The following is a 22091-nucleotide window of genomic DNA, read 5'->3' as shown; positions in this document are numbered from 1 at the left end:
AGCGGTGTTCAAACGCTTGGTGCGTCCAAGCCGGCGCGGCGAGCGATTCGCGCGGCGCATGTGCACCACATCCGGCCATTGCATGGTGGTGTGTCGAGCTTGCTTCTGGCGACCGCCCGCTACTTGCGGCACGGATAGCGCTTGGCCAGCGCCTGTACGATCAATGCGGGTGCGGCCTCGTCCAGGCGCGCATCCGGCAGCGCGCCGATATCGGCGATGATCGCCTGCAGATCCGGCGGGCCGCTTTTGCCGGCCGGCATGCACCAGTGCGTGCGGTAGCTGCTGCTGGCGACGCCGAGCAGGTAGGCGCCGGCGCGGTTTGCCGAGAGCATGACCTTGAGTTCGGTTTGTTCGGGCGCGATTTCCGGCGCCAACGAACCGTCCAGCCCGGCCTCGAGCAGTTTGCGCCCGCTGGGTTCCCAGGGTTCGGGGACGCGCGCCGACGCACTGGCCGATAGCACGGTCAGGGCGGCAAAGGTCAACCAGGTGACGTGACGCTGCATGGGCACTCCGAGCCGGGGATCACTGCGCACCATAACGCGGCAGGCGCCTGAGGGCGTAGCCGTTGGCGTGGGCAGGTGATCTAGAATTGAAGCTTCTGCTGCACTTGGCAATCTCCGAATGTCCTCTTCACACGATGCTGCTGTGCCTGCGCGCAGCGGCCTGGTCGTTGTCGCTTTGTTGCTGGTCTATGTGGTCTGGGGCTCGACCTATCTGGCGATCCGTTTTGCGCTGGAAGGCGGCGCGCTGCCGCTGACCATGGTGTCCGGGACGCGTTTCATCGTGGCCGGCACGGTGTTGTATGCGGTGTTGCGCTGGCGTGGTGTGGCCGCGCCGACGCGTGCGCAGTGGAGGAACGTGGCGATGATGGGCGCGGCCCTGCTGTTGCTGGGCAACGGCATGGTGGTACTGGCCGAGCGCAGCGTCTCGTCCGGCCTGGCTGCCACCGCGGTGGCGTCGGTGCCGCTGTGGATGGCCTTGTTCGGCGCCTTGCGCGGGCAGCACGCCAGCCGTGGCGAATGGCTGGGCATCGTGGTCGGCTTTCTGGGCGTGGTCTGGCTCAATGCCGGCAGCAGCCTGACTGCCACGCCGGGCGGGCTGGTGTTATTGCTGATTGCGCCGATCGGCTGGGCATTCGGCTCGGTGTGGTCGCGCGGACGCGACCTGCCGTCGCCGTTCATGACCGCCGCCGGGCAGATGCTGTGCGGCGGCGTGTTGCTGGTCGGCACCGGTCTGCTGATTGGCGAACGCCCACAGCGCCTGCCGACCCCGCAGGGGCTGCTGGCCGTGGCCTACCTGTGCGTGTTCGGCTCGATCGTGGCGTTCACCGCCTACGTGTGGCTGCTGCATCACGTGCGCCCGGCGTTGGCCGGCAGCTACGCCTACGTCAACCCGGTGATTGCGGTGGCATTGGGCGCCTGGCTGGGGCATGAGCGTTTCAGCGCGCACGACATCGGCGCGATGGCGGTGATCCTGTCCGGCGTGCTGGTGGTGACGCTGGCAAAGGCGCGGCGATGACGGTGGTTTCGCCGATCGAGGCACGCCGCGGACTGCTGATCACCGCATCGACCTTCGTGATCTGGGGCCTGGTGCCGCTGTACTGGCATCTGCTCAAGGCGGTGCCGTCGCTGCAGATCATCGCGCACCGCATCGTCTGGAGTGCGTTGCTGGTGGTGGTGTGGCTGCTGGCCACCTCGGGCCTGCGCTGGTGGCGCGCTGTCGCCACGCAGCCGCGCGCGCTGTGGATGCTGGCCGGCAGCAGCGTGGCGATCGCGTTCAACTGGGGCCTGTACATCTGGGCGATCAACGCCGGGCATGTTATCGAGGCCAGCCTGGGCTATTTCATCAATCCGCTGCTGAGCGTGTTGCTGGGCGTGCTGGTGCTGAAGGAACGCCTGCAGCGCATTCAATGGGTGGCGGTGGTGTGCGCGGCGGTGGGCGTGCTGTGGTTGACCCTGGATGCCGGTGCACCGCCGTGGATCGCGCTGGGGCTGGCGCTCTCGTTCGGTGCCTACGGCCTGCTGCGCAAGCTGGTGGCGGTGGATCCGGTGGCCGGGCTGGGCGTGGAAAGCGTGTATCTGTTCGTGCCGGCACTGCTGCTGGCGGGCTGGGGCGAGCAGGGCCACGGCGGTGCCTTCCTGAGCGGCTGGGACCTGCGCACCGATCTGTTGCTGATCTTCGGCGGCGTGTTGACCGCGGTGCCGCTGATCGGGTTTGCGTATGGCGTGCGGCGGATTCCGCTGTCGTTGGTGGGCATCCTGCAGTACATCGCGCCGAGCCTGCAGTTGCTGCTGGGCGTGTGGTTCTTCCACGAGCCGTTCGATCAGGGGCGCGCGATTGGATTTGCCGCGATCTGGGTCGGACTGCTGCTGTTCGTCGGCGATAGCGTGTGGCGGTCGCGGCGGCCGGCTGTGGCGGTGCCGTGAGCATCGGTGGTGCGCGCTCGGGGTGAGCGCGCAGCGACGGCGTCGCGTGGCGGGCAGCAGTGCGGTTGCGCGCTCCGTGCAGCCTGCCGCCGGCCACTTCCCGTCTGGATGCAGGGCGACCAGCAGAGCACTACGCTCGGTGCCATGCGGGCGTGGTCGCTGCCCGCAATCGGCATGTCCTTCGTATACGCAGGCTGAGAGCGTGCGGTCCGCTCCGGCCTGCCGACCGCGCGAGGTTCTTGTCGGCCGCCCTCAGCCGCGCGGCGCCGATGCCGGTGTCGCCACCGCGAGCGTGGAGGTCGGCAGTGCCTGCGGGGCAGGGCAGTGATTCGGATCCTGCTGCGTCTGCGCCAGCCACTGGTCGATCGGCCCGCCCAGCAGATCCAGTCGTAGCGGCAGGCTCAGATGGGTTTCGCCGGGCAGCTCGACGTAGTGCGCGCGCGGGCTGGCCAGCGCCAGCGCACGTCCATGCGCCACCGGGATGTGCTGATCGGCATCGCCATGCACCAGCAGCACGCAGCTGCGGGTGTCGGCCAGGGCGTGCGCGACATCGACGTGGTCCAGATCCAGCTGCAGCTGGCGGTCGGCGGCGGCGATCACCGCGTCGAGATCCTGGTCGGCATAGCGCCAGCGCGCATACGCGGCCACCGCCTGCCCACGCCAGCCGTTCGGTTGGCTGGCGAGCAGGTGCGGCACCATGTCGCGAATGCCGCGCCCGGCGTTGGCGAAGGATTCCATTGCCACCACGCCGGTCACGCGCGGCCCGAGCTTGTCGGCGGTGAACAGCGCGGTGGCGGCGCCGTAGGAAATGCCGAACAGGTACAGCGGGCCGCGGATCTCGCCGCGCGGCTGCAGCGCATCGAGCACATCGATGACGTCGTCGGATTCGCGCGTGCCGTAGCCGGACGGACCGCCGCCGGAATGGCCGTGGTTGCGCAGGTCGATGGTGATCACCCGGTAGCCGGCCTGGGCCAGTTCCAGTGACCACGGCAGCAGCGAATCGCCATCCATCATCCAGCCATGCAACAGCACCACGGTGCCGCGCGGCGTCGGCGGGGGGGCGGTGGGCACCTTGAAACTGAAATCCACATCCAGCGCATGCGCCGGATCGTGGCGCTGGCCGAGATAGCGGTAGTGCATGGCGTACTGGCCGGGGTCGATCGCGCGCCAGAAGATCGGCACCTGGTCGCGCGTGACCACATGCCCGCTGCGGTTGGGCACCGTGGCGATGGTGGCGGCAATGCGCTCGGCATCCAGCAACGGCGAAGTGCCACCTGGCGCAACCAGGCGTTCGCTGAGCGAGGTGGAGGACGAAGAACAGCCGGCCAGCCACAGGCAGGCGCAGGCCAGCAGAATCAGGCGCGTCATGGGCACGATCGATGGATGCAACGGCCGAGCAGCCTACGGCCTGCCCGCCCGCGCATCTACCGCACTGCAGTGACAAAACGATGACAGCCTGCACTAGGTTCAGCCGCAGCAGCGCACTTGCTCCGCTTTGGCTGTCACGAATCCCGATTCCCGATTCCCGATTCCCGCGCGGGCCAAGGCCCGCGCTACACCTCACGCAAGGCCGTCGTGATCGGCAAGCGCGCTGCACGCAAGGCCGGAAACAGCCCGCCGACCAGGCCAATGCCCAGCGCCCATTTCAGCCCGCTCCACAACAGCTCCGGCGAGACCTTGAACTGGAACACGATCTGGCTGAAGTTGCTGCCCAGCGTGGACACGCTGTAGCCATTGAAGATGGCCCAGGCGATCAGGCCACCGAGCAGGCCGCCCAGCAGTGCCAACAGCATGGTCTCCAGCATCAGCGCCATGATCACCGGCGTGCCGCGAAAGCCGATCGCGCGCATCGTGGCGATCTCGCGCGCCCGCGTGGCCACTGCCGCATACATGGTGTTGAGCGCGCCGAACACCGCGCCCACCGCCATGATCGCGCCGATCACCGTGCCCAGCACGCTGATCAACCTGTTCAAGCCGCCGCCCTGTTTGCCGTAGTAGGCGCGGGTGGTTTCCACATCCAGTTTGAGCCGCGGGTCGGCCGCCATGGCGGTCTTGAACTGGCTGAAACCGGCCTTGCCGGTGGTGCGTACGCTGATCGACTGATAGGCGCTGCGGTTGTAGGTGGTGGCCAGCGTCTGCGCGTCGGTCCATAGCTCCGAATCGTGCGCATCGCCGGAGGCGAACACACCGACCACGGTCCATTGCTGGCTGCCGAGGGTGAGCGTCCTGCCCAGCTCCAAGCCACGGAACTGACTCAACGCGCCCTTGCCGACCACGATCTCGCGCAGGCCGGTGGTGAAGCGCCGGCCCTGCACCAGCCTGACCTTGGCGTGCACCGCCCAGGCCTGTTCGCCCACGCCACGCACCTGCGCGTTGACGTCGGTGCCATCGGACTTGGAGGCGATGTTGACCACTTGCGAGAGCTCCGGCGACAGCAGCGGGCGGCCCCTGGCATCGGCGGCGATGCCGGGCAGGCTGCTGATCAGCGGCACCAGCTCGCGCGTGATCACCGAGTTGGTCTCGGCCTGGGAGCCGCCGCGCAACACAATGGCGGTGGTGTCGTCGCCGGTGCTGTTGAGCGTGGCCTGGAAGCCCTGGCCCATCGCCAGCATCGCCACCAGCACGCCGACCACACCGGCGATGCCGACCACGATCACCGAGCTGGCACCCCAGCGTTGCGGCAGCGTGGCGATGCCGATACGGGCGGCGGCCAGTGACAGCCGGCCGCTGCGTGTGGCGAGCAGCCACGCCGTCAGCAACGCTGCGATGACCAGCACGCCGATCCAGGGCAATGCGATCCACACACCCAGCCCGACGGCCAACGCCACGACCGACAGCAGATTGACGAGACGGTTCTTCCATTTGGCTTGCATCTGCATGCTCCTGTCAGCGGCCGGCGAGGGCATCGACGATCTTCAAGCGCTGCGCGCGTCGCGCCGGCAGCGCACCCACCACGATGCCGATGCAGGCCATCAGGCCCAGCCCGACCAACCAGGTCTGCAGCGGCACGCTCTGCACCGGCATCACCCCGCCGCTGCGCGCGGCCACCAGCGGGATCACCAGCGCTGCCAGGCCCATGCCGATCAGCCCGCCCAGCCCGATCAACAGCACCGATTCGACCATCACCAGACTCAACACCGTGCGGTCCTGAAAGCCCAGCGTCTTGAGCGTGGCCAGTTCCGGAATGCGCTCGCGCACCGCCTGCGCCATGGTGTTGCCGGTCAGCAGCAGCAAGGTGAAGAACACCGCGGCCATGATCGAGGTGACGATCAGGCCGATATCGGCGAACTGCTTGATGAAGGCCTGCTGGAACGCCGACTCGGTCTGTGACTTGGTTTCGTGATCGGAGTTGGCCGACAACGCATCGATGGCCTGCGCCACGCGCGAGGCCTGGTCGGCGTTGGCCAGCGTCACCGTGTACCAGCTGACCTTGCTCTTGATGTAGTCGTTGGACTCGTCGAAGTACTTCCAGTTCATCATCAACTGGCGCTCCTGGTTGGCCGCCACCGCGCGGTCTTTCATGCGGAAGATGCCGACCAGTTGCAGCGGCCAGTCGTTGCTGCCGCCACGCGGAAAGATGGTGGCCTGCAGCGGAATGGTGTCGCCGATCTTCCAGCCATTGGCCTTGGCCAGGGTCTCGCCGACGATGGCGCCGGTACGCGTGGTCTGGAATGCCTTCAGTTGCTCCCTGGGCAGCTCGTACTCGCTGTAGACATCGAAGAAATTCGGCGCCACCGAAAAGTTCGGGAAGAAGTTCTTCGGGTCGCGGTAGATCCCGCCGAACCACATCGCCGAGGTCACATCGCGCACGCCCGGCACGCTGCGGATCTGCGGCTCCAGGCTGATCGGCAGCGACTGGGTGATCGACAGGCGCGAGGCCACCACCAGGCGGTTCACGCCGCTGACACTGCCGCCGGCGGTGAAGGCCACGCGCACCGAGTCGAGCATGCCGAACAGCAGGAATGCCGCCACCACCGACAGCAAGGTCAACAAGGTGCGCGTCTTGCTGCGGAACAACTGCGCCCACACCAGCGAGAGATACTTCATGGCATCACTCCGTCAGAGCGCAAGCGGCGCGTCGGCCAGCTCGCCCTTGTCCAGGTGGATGGTATGGGTGGCGTACTCGGCGGCCTTGGGGTCGTGGGTCACCATCACGATGGTCTTGCCGTGTTCGCGATTGAGTTCCTGCAGCAGGCGCAGGATCTCCTCGGCGTTGTGGCGATCCAGGTCGCCGGTGGGTTCGTCGCAGATCAGGAAGGTGGGATCGGACACGATTGCGCGCGCAATCGCCACGCGTTGCTGCTGGCCGCCGGACAGTTCGCTGGGCTTGTGGGTGCGGCGTTCCTGCAGGCCGACCAGGGTCAGCGCGATTTCCGCATTGCGCTTGCGCTGCGCGGCGGTGAGCGCGGTGAGCAGCAACGGCAGTTCCACATTCTTTTGTGCGGTAAGCATCGGCATCAGGTTGTAGAACTGGAACACGAAGCCGACATGGTGGCTGCGCCAGGTCGCGAGCTGGCCGCCGCTCATGCGGTCGATGCGCTCACCCTGGATCTCGATCTCGCCACCGCTGGGGTTGTCCAGCCCGCCGATCAGGTTGAGCAAGGTGGTCTTGCCCGAGCCGGACGGACCCATCAACGCGACGAAGTCGCCGTTGGCGATGTCCAGGTCGATGCCGTGCAGCACCTGCACCTGCTCGGGGCCGCGTTGGTAGGTCTTGGTGATGTTGCGCAAGCTGACGAGAGCGGTCATGGCGACTCCTGGCGGTGCAATGGAAAGAGGCAAGCGCGATGCGGCATGGCGACCGCGATTGCATGAAGCGGCAACACGGCAACGCGGCAACACGGCAATGCGGTGACGGTGATGGTGACGCGGCAGACGGTACGAGGCTGGATGACGACAGACGCAACTGCTGGGTGACATGCGCGACGACGCATGGCGGCGACAAGCCAGGCGGCTAGGTCTGTACTGATCGATGACGCCGCTGGCTGTGGATCACCAACGCCGCTGTGATCGTTGCTATGTGGTTGCATTTCCTTGCGCGATCGCAGCGCCATCCAGGTGCCACGACCGCATCAGCCATTGCCGCCACCGTGGGCGCCGCGCTCCCCGGAGCGGCGTCGCTGCCCAGCTGGTGACTTCGGTTACCGGCGCAGTTACTCGGCAGCGTCCGCCTCGGCTTCGGCCACTGTGTCACCGTCTTTCAGGCCTTGCGGCGGATCCAGCACCACGCTGTCGCCTGCACTCAAGCCCGATACCACCTGGCGGTCCTGGCCCATCACCATGCCGGGAGTGACCGTCCTTGCGCTGACGGTGTTGCGCTCGCCAAGCACGAACGCGACCGTGCGCGTGTCGCGTTCGACCAGCGCCGCACTCGGCACGCGCACGCCCTGCGGCTTGCTGGCCTCCTGCGTGTTGGCCCGCTCCAGAAAGCTCACCCGCACGCCCATCTCCGGCACGATGCGCGGGTCCTTGAGCTTGAACGCCACGCGCACCTTCACCGTGGCCTTGCCGCGATCGGCGGTGGGAATGATGGCGATCACCTCGCCGGGAATCTTCCAGTCCGGGTAGGCGTTGAGCACCGCTTCCACCGGCATCTTCGGCTGCACGCGGCCGATGTAGGACTCGCCCACTTCCACTTCGATCTCCAGCGATTCCATATCCACGATGGTGCCGATGCCGGTGCGGGTGAAGCCGCCGCCGGCCGACAGCGGCGAGACGATTTCGCCGGGCTGGGCGGCCTTGGCGGTGACCACGCCGGCAAACGGCGCACGCACCACGTTGAAGTCCGAGCGGATCGCCGAGATCGCCAGCTGGTCCGATGCCACGCGCACGTTGCGTTGCGCACTCTGCAGCTGTGCGCGCAAGGCATCGCGTTGTGCAGTGGCCTGCTCGTATTGCGAGCGCGACACCAGTTGCGCGCCGACCAGCGATTGCAGCCGCGTCGCATCGGCATTGGCCACCGCCAGCTGCGCCTGCATGTTGTCGACCTGGCTGCGTGCGGCCGACAGTTGCGATGCCGACAGCGTGCGCTGTGCATCGGCGTCCAGCGGGTCCAGCGTCGCCATCACCTGGCCCTGTTCGACGCGCATGCCTTCCTCGATCATCACCTCGCGCACCTTGCCGGTGACCTGCGCCGACACCGTGGCCATGCGCCGCGCCACCACGTAGCCGGATGCGTCCAGCACCGAGGCGCTGCTGCTGCCGGCGCTGATCGCCACCACCGGTGCGGTCTGCACCTTCATCACTGGGCGTCTGGTGAACCACCACGCCGCGGTCGCCAACAGGATCACGATGACCACCGCGGCGATGATCCAGCCACCGCGCCGTGCAGGTTCAGGGGCGGCAGGACGCTGGCGGTCGATGCGCAGTTGCTTGAGCAGATCGGCAGAAGTATTCATCGATAACCGGGACGGGATGCTGCGCGAAATGTGACCGGACGCGGGCGGCGCCGCAAGCTGCCGGAAGTCACCAATGCAGGGGGGCGACGAGCGGTAGCGTGATCGACGCGGCTGCAAGGTGCTGCGCAGCATGCGACCGTCGCGGCACCTCCACCAGTGACAGCTGTCACCTGCCGTCCATGACAGCGGCAACTGGCCGGGCTTTGCAGCATGCGCGAGGCTGCAGCATCCTCATACTGCCGGATCGGCCATGCATTGCGTTCATTGCTGTTGTCGGCCTGCGCGATTGCCCGGGTCGGTGCTGTGCAGGATCACCACGAGCGGGCGCGGCGCAGATGCATGAGCGTGCCGGTTCGCAGCGAGCTGCCGCATCGGGCGCCCGGCCGGGCCCGGCAGTGGCAGAATCCGATCACTCACACGGACCCATCCCGATGCGCTTGTCGCTGCCCGCCTGGCTTCGCCCCGCCGCCACGTCGCAGGTTACCGCACGGCTGGCGCAGGGCCAGTCGCCGTGGATGGATGCCGTGCATCTGCTGTGGTCGAGCTGGGTGTTCGTGGTGCCGGTGTTTTCGCCACGTGGCTACGACAGCACCTGGCTGCTGTGCACCGTGCTGTCGTATCCGGTGTTTCTGCTGTTGTACGCGCGGATGTTGCTGGCGCCGCGCGGCACCCTGTATCGCTACGCCTGGGCGATGGGTGCGCTCAGTGCCGCATTGCTGCCGGTGTATCCGGCGGGGATCAGCTATTTCGTCTTCGCCTGCCTGAGCCTGCGCCCGTCCACACGGCATGCCATGTGGCGGCACTTCGCGATGCTGGTGGTGATGAACGTGCTCTACCTGGGTTGGGCGCACTGGCTGGGAATGCGCCTGCAATCGCTGGTGTGGTTGCCGGTGTCGGTGCTGGGCATGGCCGGGGTCGGTGCGGTGTACAGCATCAACGAACGCAAGGACGCATTGCTGCGCCTGTCGCAGGACGAAGTGCGCCGGCTGGCGGCCACCGCCGAGCGTGAACGGATCGGCCGCGATCTGCACGATCTGCTCGGCCACACCTTGTCGCTGGTGGCGCTCAAGTCCGATCTGGCCGCGCGTCTGATCGAGCGCGATCCGCAAGGAGCGCGCAGCGAGATCGATGCGGTGGCGCAGATTTCGCGCGATGCCTTGGCGCAGGTGCGGCGCGCGGTCACCGGCATTCGCGCGGCCGGGCTGGTGGCCGAACTGGCGTCGGCGCGGGTGTTGCTGGACATGGACGGCATCGTGCTGGAACACGACCTGCAGACGCTGGCATTGCCGCCTGAACACGAAACCGCACTGGCGCTGGTGGTGCGCGAGGCGGCCACCAACGTGCAACGGCATGCGCGGGCCAGACACGTGCGCGTGAGCTTGCGCGCGCACGGCGACCAGGCAGTGCTGGACATCAGCGACGACGGGCGCGGCGGGGTGATCGTGCCCGGCAATGGCCTGGACGGCATGCGCGCACGCCTGCGCGGCCTGGGCGGTGCGCTGGAGGTGGAAGCGCTGCCGCGCGGCATGCGCCTGCGCGCCAGCGTGCCGTTGCCGCAGCCCACACCGGTGCCGGCGCAGCCGCCGGTGCCGGTCCCGCTGGTGACACCGTCGCGCTGATCGCACGCACGTCCACTGCATATCGACCCATGCACGGCAGGCGCCACCGCTGCTATCGTGCGCCACCGTTGTCTGCATACGAGCGCGCGCGATGATCCGGGTGTTGTTGGCCGAAGACCAGGCGCTGCTGCGTGGCGCATTGGTCGCCTTGCTTGGGCTGGAAGACGATATCGAGGTGGTCGGCAGCGCAGGCGACGGCGAAAGTGCCTGGCGCGACCTGCAACGCCTGCAGCCGGAGGTGCTGATCACCGATATCGAAATGCCCGGCCTGACCGGCCTGGAACTGGCCCAGCGTATCCAGCGCCAGGCACTGCCGGTGCGGGTGATGATCGTCACCACCTTCGCCCGCCCGGGATTTCTGCGCCGCGCGCTGGATGCCGGTGTGGCTGCCTATCTGCTCAAGGACGCGCCGGCCGAACAACTGGTCAGCGCACTGCGTCAGGTGCAGCGCGGCGGCCGGGTGATCGACCCGCAACTGGCCCTGGACGCCTGGGTGGAAGCCGACCCCTTGAGCGAACGCGAGCGCACCGTGTTGCGGCTGGCCGGCGAAGGGCGCTCGGCCAGCGAGATCGCGCAGCAGCTGCAGTTGTCGCACGGTACGGTGCGCAACTATCTGTCCGAATGCATCGGCAAGCTGGGCGTGGCCAATCGCATCGAGGCGTATCGGCTGGCCCGGCAGAAAGGCTGGCTGTGAACCGGTGAGGCAGACGCGTTGCGCTGTCAGCGGGCGCAGCGCTGGATGGCATTGGCCATGCCACGCATCAATCGGTCACCGGCGCAGTGGACAGCTATTCCAGATCATGCGCAAAGCATGCCGTACAGGCGCAGGTACACTGCCGGGCCAGAACGATTTCCGAGCGAACGGCATGAAACCTCTGTGGCTGTTGGGTCTGCTGCTGGTCTGCGCATTCAATGCGTCCGCCGAGCAGTTTAAGATCCTGGTGGCGGCAATTCCCAACCAGTATCACCACGACTACATCCCGGTGGCCAAACCGCAATTCGAAGCGATGGCGCGCAAGCATTATGTCGAGTTGGTCTGGACGTGGAATGCCAAGGCCTTCGACGGCGATCTATCGCAATACGCGGCCATCGTGCTGCTCAACACGCCGGCCACCGATCTGGATCCGGCGCAACGTGCGAACTTCCAGAAATACGTGCGCAACGGCGGCGGCGTGGTGGCGGTGCACAAGGCGTTTGCGATCAAGCGTGGCGACTGGGCGTGGTACGACCATCTGATCGGCCGCTCGTTCCGCACCCATCCGTACATGCAGACCGCGATGGTCGACGTGGTGGACCCCAACTTCCCGGCCACCGCCGGCCTGCCCAGGCGCTGGGTGTGGACCGACGAGTGGTACGAATACGATCCGCCGTACAGCGATGACCTGGTCACGCTGCTGACGGTGGACGAGAGCAGCTACGACCCCACGCTGATCTGGCCGGGCCAGGTTGCCAAGGGCATGGGCACCCGGCACCCGGTGGCCTGGTACCACCAGTTCGAAGGCGGCCGCGTGTTCGCCACCGCGCTCGGCCATCTGGCCGAGGCCTACAACGACCCGCGTTATCTGGAGCATCTGTATGGCGGGATCTACTGGGCCGCGACCGGCAAGGGCATTCAGGCACCCGCGCCAGCGGCCAAGACAAAGCGCCAGCGTTAGATCCTGGCCCCTCTCCCGTCGGGAGACGGGTTGGGGTGAGGGTACGTCCGCGCAGTGAAATCACTCAGCGCAACACGTCTTCCAACACCCACCCATCCAATCCGTCAACGCGCAGACCGTTCCCCACGCGCCATGCTGGAAAACACGCCATCCCGGCGTACCCAGGCATGGAACAGCGCCGCGCTCAGATGCCCCAGCACGGTGGCGAACAACAGATACGCCAACCAGCCATGCGCGCTGCGCAGCCAGGCGTACAGCGCCGGATCGTGCGGTGCGATCGGCGGCAGGTTCGCACCCGGCCACAGCACGATCGGATACGCACCGGCCGACAGCATCGCCCAGCCGATCAACGGCATCCCCAGCATCAACGCATACAGCAGCCAGTGCGAGGCGATCGCGGCGGCCTTCTGCCAGGCCGGCAGGTCGGCCGGCAGCGGCGGCGGGCGGTGACGCAGGCGGTTGATCAGGCGCAGCACCGCAAGAACCAGGATCGCAATGCCCAGGGGGCGATGCAGGTCGATCAACCACGGCCGCTGCGTCACCGACGCCACCATGCCCACGCCGACAAACAGCATGGTCAGGATCATCGCGGCCATCAACCAGTGCAGGATGCGCGCGGGCAAATTGAAGTGGGGATGGCTGCTCATCGGTGCGCTCCCTGGCCGGTGGCAGCGTTGCCTGTGCCATTGGCGATCTCATGCTCGCGCCGGTTGAACGATTGCGAATACACCGACGAGCGCGCCGCCAGGATCGGGTCGTTCGATCCGGCGATGCCCTTGGGCAGGATCAGCGGGTCGTAATTCAGATCGCGGCACGGGCCGGTGGCCTGCGGTTCGGCATGATCGATCGACACCGTGCCGGCCACGATCTGCTTGCGGCTTTCCGGCCATGGCTGCGAGGGATCGTCCACCGCATCTCCAGGCTCGGCCACGGTCAGCACCATGTCCCAGCGCAGCGGACCCTGCGCCAGGCGCGTGTCCAGGTCGGTGGCGAGAAAATCGCCATCGGCCTGCGCGCGCTGCTCGGCGCTGAGCTCCTTGAACGGCGTATGCGGACGCATCGACCAGCGGATGTAGCGCTCGCGTCCATCGGCCGCAATCGCGCGGAACGCATTCACCCCGTTGTATTGGGTGTTGGCCCAGCTGTTGGACCACGGCGCGGTCTTGGCCCACTGCTGGAACTTGGCCGCTTCCGGATACTGCTTGCCGAACGCGGCCAGTTTGGCTGGGTCGGGCTTGCCGGTGGCCGGGTCCGGCCTGGAGGCCACGTTCAACGCCTGAAAACCGGCCGGCGTGGCCACCACGAAGAACGGAAAACTGTTCATCGCGGTGCGCCATTCCTGCCCGTCGTCGCTGCGCAGCAGCAATGCCATGCTGCGTACGCGCGCCGCGCCGTCGGCGCCATGCGGGTCGCCGCCGCCGATCGACATGCGCCCGAGCACCGGCGTGCTGGCCTGGCTGAAGATGCGTGCCGATGACAGCCAGGTGGCCTTGCCGCTGGCCTTGAACTCCCCGCTCACACATACGCCCTTGGTGTGCGCGCGGCGAAAGCCCGGATGCGGCGGCCCGCTGGCTTCGATGGTGTCGGTCATGCGCGCGGCAGTGAGCCGGTCGCCACCGATCCAGCCGGCGGTCCAGGCGAACGCCACCGCGATACCGCCGGCAATTGCGGCGATACCGAGCAATGGCGCCACAAGACGTGCGCGCTGCGGGGGTGGAGCGGGAGGTGGCAAGTTCATGGCTGGCTCCGGTGGGCAATGCGGCAAAGAGTCGATGCGGTGAGGCGTGTGGCGCCGTGATCGCCACCCCGCCCAACCTGCGGCACCGGCACGACCCGTGGGCGCATAGTCCACGCTCCAGTGCGTCTGGTGTGTGATGCCGCGACCAAAGCGGTCGATGAATGATCCAGATGACGGGCAATGGCGCAGCGTGCTCAAGGCACTACGCCATCGACCCGCTCGGCTTGGGGATAGTCAAACGCCGCTGAAGCTCGAGCGCTCGCTCCCCTTTGGAGGTAATCAAACGGAGTGGATGCATCGGTTGTGGAGCGGATGATCTGCGGGTTTGCTGCAGGCCCCTTGCCGCCCACCCTCGCGGGGCACGCTGCAAGTATGTCCATGTAAGCTCTTACGCGGCCATCCATGCCGCGTAAGGTCCCGCGACGGTGGGCGGGCAAGGACCAGTCGGGATGGTCGGTGTGCATGGCTGCGAGCCGTGAATGCGGCGCAGGCTGATCACGCACTTTAATCCGATCAACGTCGCTGCCATCGTCGACATCACTTCACGCGTCGACGACGGCGAGTTTGTTGAAGCCGTGCTGTCAGCCGGCCTCAGCCGCCGTAACGCTGCTCGAGCATCGCGTAAGCCGAGCGCAACGCCAGTGCCTCGCCGCCAGCCGGGCGGCCGGGGCGGTCGCTGTCGTTCCAGGCGTAGACGTCCAGATGCGCCCACGGCTGGCCCGGTGCGACAAAGCGCTCCAGGTACAGCGCGGCGGTGACCGCGCCAGCCATGCGCGAGCCGGCGTTGGCCATGTCGGCGACATGGCTGTTGAGGTAACGCAGGTACGGGCGCCATAGCGGCATGCGCCAGACCGGGTCACGGGTCTGCTCGCCGGCGTTCAACCAGGCCTGCGCCAGCGCATCGTCGTTGGCGAACAGCGCGGGCAGGTCCGGCCCTAGGGCGATGCGTGCGGCGCCAGTGAGCGTTGCGAAATCCAGGATCAGATCGGGGCGCTGCTCGGTGGCATAGCTCAGCGCATCGCACAGCACCAGGCGGCCTTCGGCATCGGTGTTGTCCACTTCCACCGTGACACCGGCGCGGGTGGTGATGACTTCGCCCGGGCGGAACGCATCCGGGCCGACGGCGTTTTCCACCGCGGCGATCAACAGGGTCAGCCGCACCGGCAGCTGCTGCGCCATCACCAGGCCGGCCAGCGCCAAGGCATGCGCCGCCCCGCCCATATCCTTTTTCATGTTGCGCATGCCATCGGCCGGTTTCAGGTCCAGCCCGCCGGTGTCGAAGCACACGCCCTTGCCGACCAGCACCAGATGCGGATGCGCCGCGTCGCCCCATTGCAGCGTGATCAGCCGCGGGGCCCGGTGCGAGGCACGCCCGACCGCGTGGATGGTGGGGAAGTTCTGCGCCAGCAATGCCTCACCGACGATGGCCTCGACTTGCGCACCGTGCGGTTGTGCCACTGCACGCGCGGCCTCTTCCAGATGCTGCGGGCCCATGTCTTCGGTCGGGGTATTGACCCAGTCGCGCACGCGGAGGCAGGCCTGGATCAAGGCGCGCGTGTGCGGCGCCGGTGTGGCGGCCAGTTCGGCCGGTGCGCGCGGCACCTTGCGGTAGCGCGAGAAGCGGTACGCGCCCAGGCCCCAGCCCAGGTGCAGCAGCGCCTGCTCGCTCTCGCTCAGCGCGCTGGCCAGCGTCCAGCGGCTGGCCGGCGGCAGCGCCATCGGCGCGTGCGCATAGGCGTAGGCATCGGCGCGGTCGCCGATCCCGAGCACCGCGCCGGCCAGCCCGTGTTCCCCCGGCAGCAACAGCACGCTGCCCGGCGCCGCATCGAAACGCTGCGCCTGCGCCCACGCCAGCACGCGCGTAGGTTGCTCGGCGCACCAACCTGCAAAGCCTTCGCGGTCGAGCACATGCAGCGGCAGGGCTGCGGCGTTGGGATCGATGAAACCGGTGAGCTGCGACATGGAAATCCTCGGAGGCGGCGCCATGCGCCGAGCAGAAGTGGCTCAGGCGGGAAGGCGGATGCCAGCGTGTGCGGTGCCTGGATGCGGTTGCTGCGCGTCCAGCCAATCGGCCAGCCCGGTCATGGAATCGAACTCCAGATCCGGCTGCTGGGTCGGGTGTGACCACTGTGCTCGGTCGCGATTGATCCAGCAGGCGCGCAGGCCGGCATCCAGCGCGCCAAGCACGTCCATGCGCACATGGTCGCCCACATGCAGCACCTGTGCCGGCGGCACCTCCAGGCGCGCGCAGGCGGCCAGGAAGATGCTCGGGTCGGGTTTTGCGCTGCCGTGCTCGCGCGAGCCCAGCTGAAACGCGAAGTGATGCATCAGCCCGATGCGCTGCAGATCGGCATTGCCGTTGCTGAGCGCCGCCACCGGCACGTGCGCGGCGATGCGTGCCAGCGCGTCCAGCGCATCCGGGTAGCACTCCACTTGGTTGCGCGCGGCGTAGAAGACCTCATACGCAGGCTCCAGCAAGGCCAGATCGCCGCCGCTTTCGCGCAGTGCCATTTCCAGCGTCAGCCGCCGCAGCGCGCTGAGATCGTGATGCAGGTGCGGGTTGTCGGCAAAGCTGCGCTCGCGCAGTTCGCGCATCGCCTCCACCGGAAACCGCTCGGCGGTGACCGGACTGTGCTCGCGCATCCAGTCGTACAACACCTGGTCGATCCGCGCCCCGATCGGCGCAAAGGGCCACAACGTGTCGTCGAGGTCGAGAGTGATGGCGCTGATTGGGAAACTCATCGCGAGATTGTAATGCCGGGAATGGGGAGTCGGGAATCGAGAATGGGTAGAGCAACGCTTTGGCGGGCTGCTTCACTGCTCTTGCGATTCCCGATTCCCGAATCCCGAATCCCGGCTACTCAAGCAGCCTGGCCCAGCGCTGCATTCCCTCCACCCGGCTCAGCACCATCTTGATGCAGACCAGCAGCGGCACCGCCAGCAGCAGGCCGATCATGCCCCACAGCCAGCCGAACAGCATCAGCGCCAGGATCAGCATCAGCGGCGAGATCGCCATGCGGCGGCCGAGCACGATCGGAGTGACCACCTGGCCCTCGATGGTGTGCAGCGCCAGATACAGGATCGCCGGCAGCATTGCCGACAAGGTGGTGCGGAATTCCACAAAGCCCATCAGCAGCATCAGCATCACGCCGATCAACGGACCCACGTACGGTGCGAAGTTGAGCAGCGCCACCACCGTGCCCCACAACAGCGCTTCGGGCAGCGGAATCTTGAGCACATAGAGAATGCCGGCAAAGACCAGCCCGACCAGCGTATTGATCACGCTGATGGTGAGCACGTAGCGCGAGACCTCGCGCTCGATGTCCAGCATGATTTCGGTGGTGAAGCGTTGCTGCTGGCGATTGGGCAGCAACGCAATCGCATGCCGTTGCAGGCTTTCGCCGTAGACCATGAAGAAGAACGTCAGCAGCACCACCGCCAGCACCGAGGCGGCCAGTTTCGGCGTGCGCACCAGCGCCTTGTAGGGGTCGTCCATCTGCGTGCGCACGATCTGCACGCTGCGCTGGCCGTCGCCGCCCGCGGCGCGCGCAAAGTTTTCCGCGGCCTGGTTGGCCTGCATCATCGGCTTGGTGAAATCGCGCACGTCGCGCGCAATCTGGCGCATCTGTCGGGGCGCCTGCTGCACCCACTCGGCTGCCGGCCCGGCCAGTTGCGCAGCCAGCGCCACGGTTGCGGCCAGGCCCAGGCACAACACCATCAAGGCGCCGAGAAAGCGCGGGATATACAGCTTGCGCAGACCGCGCAGGATGGGATTGCCGATCAAGGCAAAAAACGCCGCCAGCATCACCGGCAGGATGATCGTCTGGGCCGCCCACAGGGTGTAACCGACCGCCAGCGTGGCCAGCACCACCAACGAGACCGGTGCGCGCGGGCGCGGTGCCGGTGGCGGCGGAAGCGAATCTGCCGCAACGGCAGCATCCATTGAATCAACGGGAAGAGTCATGCGCGCCCTGGCAGCAGACTGGCGTGCTGCCAGCGGTGCGCCATTATCAGCCGAACGCGTCAACATCGCGCACAGAGGGTGTGCGCAGGATGTCAGGCCCTGATGATGTCAGTGGCGGGCTCTGCCGTGTACCGGGTGGCACACCTTGCGCAGCGTGATCCCGGGCGATGGCCCGGGACCGTCGTCATTATGCGGCGCGATCGACCGGTGCCTGCACCACCGTCACCGGTGGATCGGCAGCGACCTCTTCGGCATTGTCGGCGGCACGTTCTGCCTGCTCGGAGGCTTCCTGCGCACGATGTGCAGTGAACAGCGCAGAGATCGTGCTGATCATCTGCAGGATTTTCGGGATACCGCCCAGCTTGCTGGCGATACTGCCCAGCGCCGCTTGCGGTTCGTTACGGCCGGTGACAAAACCCAGGCCGAACCCGACCACCATGATCCGCAACGGGGACCATCCGGCACGCCAGGTGTCACGCAGTTCTCCCCAATGCAGGCGCGTTTCCTGTGCGCGCCCTTCCACCAGGAATTCCGCGCGATCGACGCGCTGACGCAAGGTGCCAAACTTCATGTACGTGCTCCAGTGGCAGCCGATGCATGGGCATCGTCGTCGTCGCTGCTGTCATCGAAGATGCCCAGCTTGACCAGCTGACGGCGTGTTGCATTCAAGCCGGTGTGGTCGAAGTAGAAGAACACGCGCCACGCCGCGATGCCGGTGACCAACAGGCTGGCCAACGCGGTGAAAAACATCGCCTGGAACCACGACAGCCCCGCGCGTTGCAGCAGGGCGATGATCGCACCCGCCAGCAACAGCCACGACGAGGCGCCGAAGACCACGGCAACGCATGCCCAGGCCAGTCCGCGCCCAAAGGCACTGCGTGCAAGTTGTAAATCGGCCGACACCAGCCGGCGCAATGCCCGGCTGGTGTCCTTGGCCGAGCCCAGCGTCGCACGGCCGGCTGCGCCGACCGCACGTACGCTTTCGTCCAGTCCTGGCGTTTCCGGCCGCGCGTTGGGCGCGTCGGAGGCGGCAGCTGTGGAGGCCTGATCGCTCACGACTTAGTTGTCGTTGCTACGTGCCAGCTTGGCAATGATCCAGCCGGTCGCAAACGCCACACCAAACGCAGCCAGCGGCCGCTCGCGGATCAGATCGGTCGCGCTTTCCAGCAGGTCGTTGCCCTTGCTGACCAGCACGTCGAGCTGCTCCTTGGCAGCGGCGCCGCCGAACTCGGCAGCCGCCATACCGGCCAGTGCGGTATCGGAGAGCTCTGCCTTGACGTTGGCACGACCAAGCTTGAGTTCGTCGCCGGCAGCACTGGTGGCGCCTTTGACGGCTTCGCCTGCGGCGCTGGCGGCAGACTTAAGATGGGTGCTGGCTTCGCTCAGGTTTTCTTTCAGCTGGTCGGTATTGGTGGGGCTCATGCGATATCTCCTTCGGTCATTGATGGCAGCCGCGAACAGCATGCGGGCGTGGTGCAGCAATAGCATCGCTGCGGTGTAGGAGGTGTTAGTGCAGGTCGAGGGCAGTGCACGCCACGTCAACGCATCAACGCGTCGTACTGCGCATTGCCACGCAGGATGCGCACCACCAGTTGCTGCGGCTTGCGTTGGAAATTGGCGCGCCAGCTGGCCAGATCGGCAAACTCGCCCACGCTGCTGGCCACGATCACATCGCCGGTGACCAGACCATTGGCTGCGGCACGACCGCCGCGTTTGACCTCGCTGACCATGACGCCGGTGATGCCGGACTGGCGCAGCGATTCTGGGAGATCGACGAAGGTGGCGCCGCCCAGGCGTGGGTCGAGCATGTCGCCGGTGACTGCGCGGTCCTGCTCCTTCAGTGTCGCGGTGAGCGTGAGCAGTTTGCCATCGCGGCGAATCTCCAGCCTTACCGCGCTACCGACCGCCTGCAGGCCTTCATAGTTGTGCAATGCCTCTGCGCTGTCCACGCGCTGGTCGTTGGCCGCCACCACCACATCGCCCGGCTGCACGCCTGCGGCCGCCGCGGCGGACCCTGGCAACACGCGCGTCACCAGGGCGCCGCGCAACGAATCCACACCCAGGCCCTGCAGCATCTGCTGGGTGAGGTTCTGGGTTTCCAGCCCGAGCGTGCCGCGCACGACCACGCCCTTGGTCACCAGTTGCTCGACCACATTGCGCGCCAGGTTGGAGGGGATCGCCAGGCCCAGGCCGATGTTGCCGGCCATGCTGCCCTGCGGGTTGAAGCTGGCGGTGTTGATGCCCACCAACTGGCCCTGCAGGTTGACCAGCGCGCCGCCGGAATTGCCTGGATTGATCGAGGCATCGGTCTGGATGAAGTTCTGGTAGCCCAGCCCGCGAATCCCGCTGCGGCCCACTGCCGAGACGATGCCGGAGGTGACCGTCTGGGTGAAGCCGAACGGGTTGCCGATCGCCACCACGAAGTCGCCCACGCGCAGCGCGTTGCTGTCGGCCAGCTTGATGTCGGTGAGCTTGTCGGCCTTGATGCGGATCAACGCGATATCGGTATCGGCATCGGAGCCGATGAAATCGGCCTTGACCGTGCGCCCGTCGCCGAGCGTGACCTGCACGTCGTCGGCATTTTCGATGACGTGGTGATTGGTCAGCACGTAGCCCTTCTGCGCATCGATGATCACGCCCGAGCCGAGCGATTCGTTGATGCGGTCCTGCGGAATCTCCGGGAACAGCCGCCGCAGGATCGGGTCGTTGAAGAACGGGTTGCGCACGCGCACCACCTGCTTGGTGTTGACACTCACCACCGCCGGCATCGCCTGTTGCAGCATCGGCGCCAGCGACGGCACCGGTTGCCCGGCCACGGCGGCCGGCAACGCGGCGGCCGCGGGCAAGGTAAAGGCCGCAGTGCCAGCCGGTGTGGCTTCGGCGCGGTTGTCCATCCAGGCATTGATGCCGGTGGCGGCAAAACCGCCGAAGGCAGCGGCCAGGGAAAGTGTCAGCAAGGTAGGCAGCGGGCGCATGCAACGAAGTCCGGGTTACGCGGTGGAAGAGGAATAGGGCGTCTGGCTGCGTAAATCAAGCTGAACGAGAGTGCCAGCGGGCAATTTAACGCCTGGTGAAAGCGCTGCAGATCCCTTGCGGGCGCTGCGTTGACAGCCGCTTGAGCCCGGCGTAGCGTCCGCTTGATCCGATGCCTGTTCAGCATACGCATGCCGCTGCGCATCGCCCGCGTTTTCCGCACTGACGCCCTTAAGGAGGGTCTATGAACAACGGCAATGGTGTGACGGCAACCCTGTCCGACGCTGTCGAGAGCGTCAAGAGCACGGCCACCGAACTGGGCGAGACCATCGCCAGCACCACCAGCGACGCGGTGGCCAGCGTGCAGGACGCGGCCGGCACGGCAGTGGCGCAGGTCAAGACCCGCGTCGCCAAGGCCCGCAAGGCCGTGGTCAAGGTCGAACAGCGCGTTGTCGACAAGGCCGGCGATGCAGCAACGGCGGTCAAGCGCCGCGTGGCCAAGACCAAGCGCTCGCTGGTGTCGAGCAAAGAGGCCGCAAAGGACAAGTTGACCGCCACCAGGGACGCCGCCAAGCAGAAGCTTACCGCCACCACCGATGCGGCCAAGCAGAAGCTGAGCAGCACCACCAATGCCGCCAAGAAGAAACTGGCCAACACCAAGGCCAGCGCCAGGCAGAAGCTGGAAACCGCCAAGGCCAATGCCAAGGCCGAAGCGGCAGCATTGAGTGCCAAGACCGCTGCCAAGAGCGCAGCGCGCAAGAGCGCGGTGGCCACGGTGGGTGCGCGCGCGGCAGCGAAGAAGGCGGTGGCCAAGTCGGCCCCGGTCAAGAAGCCGGTCGCCAAGACCATCGTCAAGCCCGCCGCCAAGAAGGCGCCGGTGGCCAGGCAGACCGCCACCAAGCAGGCTGCAGTGAAGAAGGTGCCGCTCAAGAAGGCGGTGACCAAGACCACCTTGAAGAAGGCCGCCAAGGTCACCAAGACGCCGGCCACGCGCGCCGTGGCCAAGACCACCGCCGCCCGCAAGGCCGTCGGCAAGAAGGCGGCCAAGCGGGTCACGCGCTGAGGCTGCAGCGCCAAGAGGGCATGGCCCGCTGACAACACGTGGGCCGTGCAAACTGACAAAGGCCGGCGCTGTCCGTACGGCGCCGGCCTTTTCGTGGGTTGATCGGTGACCCGGCGACCGCGGTCTTGCTGTGCTCCTGTGATCGGGCAGGTAATCGAATCTGACATCTGGGCTGGATTGGGCCTCTGGTCCGTACCCTCATCCGCCCCTGCGGGGCACCTTCTCCCGGTGGGAGAAGGAAACTAGAAGCCATCG

21 protein-coding genes are annotated in these 22091 nt (G+C 66.9%); 6 read left to right on the top strand and 15 right to left on the bottom strand.

The window, feature by feature from the left end:
* Window positions 1-119 precede the first annotated feature (119 nt).
* A complete protein-coding gene (locus H7A86_RS18760) occupies window positions 120-536 on the bottom strand; it encodes a Rap1a/Tai family immunity protein (protein WP_104584254.1) in 417 nt (138 codons plus the stop codon).
* Between the two features lie 85 nt (window positions 537-621).
* Between H7A86_RS18760 and yedA the strand changes: the two genes are divergently transcribed.
* Entirely contained in the window at window positions 622-1518 is an 897-nt protein-coding gene (gene yedA / locus H7A86_RS18755; protein ID WP_119131630.1) for a drug/metabolite exporter YedA, read from the top strand.
* Entirely contained in the window at window positions 1515-2426 is a 912-nt protein-coding gene (rarD, locus tag H7A86_RS18750) for an EamA family transporter RarD (RefSeq protein WP_104584258.1), read from the top strand. The genes yedA and rarD overlap by 4 nt, the downstream gene beginning before the upstream one ends.
* A gap of 252 nt (window positions 2427-2678) precedes the next feature.
* Here rarD and H7A86_RS18745 read toward each other — a convergent pair whose 3' ends face one another.
* The 5 genes from H7A86_RS18745 to H7A86_RS18725 all read right to left on the bottom strand — a co-directional run bounded on the left by H7A86_RS18745 (window position 2679) and on the right by H7A86_RS18725 (window position 8824).
* The gene (locus H7A86_RS18745) at window positions 2679-3794 is read right to left on the bottom strand and encodes an alpha/beta fold hydrolase (RefSeq protein ID WP_119131631.1); all 1116 of its coding nucleotides are present in this window, start codon (window positions 3792-3794) and stop codon (window positions 2679-2681) included.
* A gap of 185 nt (window positions 3795-3979) precedes the next feature.
* Window positions 3980-5305, bottom strand: a complete 1326-nt coding sequence (locus H7A86_RS18740) for an ABC transporter permease (RefSeq protein ID WP_180707943.1) — start codon at window positions 5303-5305, stop codon at window positions 3980-3982.
* A gap of 7 nt (window positions 5306-5312) precedes the next feature.
* Window positions 5313-6473 carry an ABC transporter permease gene (locus tag H7A86_RS18735; protein WP_119131632.1) on the bottom strand — a complete coding sequence of 387 codons (1161 nt, stop codon included), beginning with the start codon at window positions 6471-6473 and terminating at the stop codon, window positions 5313-5315.
* Between the two features lie 12 nt (window positions 6474-6485).
* Entirely contained in the window at window positions 6486-7175 is a 690-nt protein-coding gene (locus H7A86_RS18730) for an ABC transporter ATP-binding protein (RefSeq protein WP_119131633.1), read from the bottom strand.
* 404 nt (window positions 7176-7579) lie between these two features.
* The gene (locus tag H7A86_RS18725; RefSeq protein WP_180707942.1) at window positions 7580-8824 is read right to left on the bottom strand and encodes an efflux RND transporter periplasmic adaptor subunit; all 1245 of its coding nucleotides are present in this window, start codon (window positions 8822-8824) and stop codon (window positions 7580-7582) included.
* A gap of 431 nt (window positions 8825-9255) precedes the next feature.
* Here H7A86_RS18725 and H7A86_RS18720 point away from each other — a divergent pair, with 431 nt between their 5' ends.
* The 3 genes from H7A86_RS18720 (at window position 9256) to H7A86_RS18710 (ending at window position 12098) form a co-directional block, all read left to right on the top strand.
* Window positions 9256-10443 carry a sensor histidine kinase gene (locus H7A86_RS18720; RefSeq protein WP_119131634.1) on the top strand — a complete coding sequence of 396 codons (1188 nt, stop codon included), beginning with the start codon at window positions 9256-9258 and terminating at the stop codon, window positions 10441-10443.
* 91 nt (window positions 10444-10534) lie between these two features.
* Window positions 10535-11137: a response regulator transcription factor gene (locus tag H7A86_RS18715; RefSeq protein ID WP_119131635.1), complete on the top strand. Its 603-nt coding sequence runs from the start codon at window positions 10535-10537 to the stop codon at window positions 11135-11137.
* Between the two features lie 172 nt (window positions 11138-11309).
* A complete protein-coding gene (locus H7A86_RS18710; RefSeq protein WP_119131636.1) occupies window positions 11310-12098 on the top strand; it encodes a ThuA domain-containing protein in 789 nt (262 codons plus the stop codon).
* Window positions 12099-12202: 104 nt separating this feature from the next.
* Here the strand turns inward: H7A86_RS18710 and H7A86_RS18705 are convergent, their stop codons facing one another.
* The 9 genes from H7A86_RS18705 to H7A86_RS18665 all read right to left on the bottom strand — a co-directional run bounded on the left by H7A86_RS18705 (window position 12203) and on the right by H7A86_RS18665 (window position 20775).
* Window positions 12203-12745 (bottom strand): cytochrome b, encoded by a 543-nt coding sequence (locus tag H7A86_RS18705; RefSeq protein WP_104649955.1) that lies wholly within the window; start codon window positions 12743-12745, stop codon window positions 12203-12205.
* Entirely contained in the window at window positions 12742-13836 is a 1095-nt protein-coding gene (locus tag H7A86_RS18700; RefSeq protein WP_119131637.1) for a catalase family peroxidase, read from the bottom strand. Before H7A86_RS18700 ends, H7A86_RS18705 begins: the two co-directional genes overlap by 4 nt.
* A gap of 591 nt (window positions 13837-14427) precedes the next feature.
* Window positions 14428-15798 (bottom strand): leucyl aminopeptidase family protein, encoded by a 1371-nt coding sequence (locus H7A86_RS18695; RefSeq protein ID WP_104649957.1) that lies wholly within the window; start codon window positions 15796-15798, stop codon window positions 14428-14430.
* A 42-nt stretch (window positions 15799-15840) separates the two neighbouring features.
* Window positions 15841-16578 (bottom strand): HAD family hydrolase, encoded by a 738-nt coding sequence (locus H7A86_RS18690; protein WP_104584849.1) that lies wholly within the window; start codon window positions 16576-16578, stop codon window positions 15841-15843.
* Window positions 16579-16693: 115 nt separating this feature from the next.
* Window positions 16694-17800, bottom strand: a complete 1107-nt coding sequence (locus H7A86_RS18685) for an AI-2E family transporter (RefSeq protein ID WP_104584851.1) — start codon at window positions 17798-17800, stop codon at window positions 16694-16696.
* A gap of 187 nt (window positions 17801-17987) precedes the next feature.
* Complete coding sequence (locus H7A86_RS18680; RefSeq protein ID WP_119129794.1) at window positions 17988-18371, bottom strand: hypothetical protein; 384 nt, start codon at window positions 18369-18371, stop codon at window positions 17988-17990.
* Entirely contained in the window at window positions 18368-18856 is a 489-nt protein-coding gene (locus tag H7A86_RS18675) for a hypothetical protein (protein WP_104584855.1), read from the bottom strand. The genes H7A86_RS18680 and H7A86_RS18675 overlap by 4 nt, the downstream gene beginning before the upstream one ends.
* A gap of 3 nt (window positions 18857-18859) precedes the next feature.
* Complete coding sequence (locus H7A86_RS18670) at window positions 18860-19222, bottom strand: hypothetical protein (RefSeq protein WP_006450942.1); 363 nt, start codon at window positions 19220-19222, stop codon at window positions 18860-18862.
* Between the two features lie 116 nt (window positions 19223-19338).
* Window positions 19339-20775: a Do family serine endopeptidase gene (locus H7A86_RS18665; protein WP_119131638.1), complete on the bottom strand. Its 1437-nt coding sequence runs from the start codon at window positions 20773-20775 to the stop codon at window positions 19339-19341.
* Window positions 20776-21017: 242 nt separating this feature from the next.
* Between H7A86_RS18665 and H7A86_RS18660 the strand changes: the two genes are divergently transcribed.
* Complete coding sequence (locus H7A86_RS18660; protein WP_119131639.1) at window positions 21018-21836, top strand: histidine biosynthesis protein HisIE; 819 nt, start codon at window positions 21018-21020, stop codon at window positions 21834-21836.
* Window positions 21837-22091 lie beyond the last annotated feature (255 nt).

Origin of the sequence: Xanthomonas euroxanthea, from assembly GCF_903989455.1 — a bacterium.
Classification (GTDB): Bacteria; Pseudomonadota; Gammaproteobacteria; order Xanthomonadales; family Xanthomonadaceae; genus Xanthomonas; species Xanthomonas euroxanthea.
Note: the sequence above shows the minus strand (reverse complement) of the source record. Positions and strands in the feature narration are given on the sequence as shown.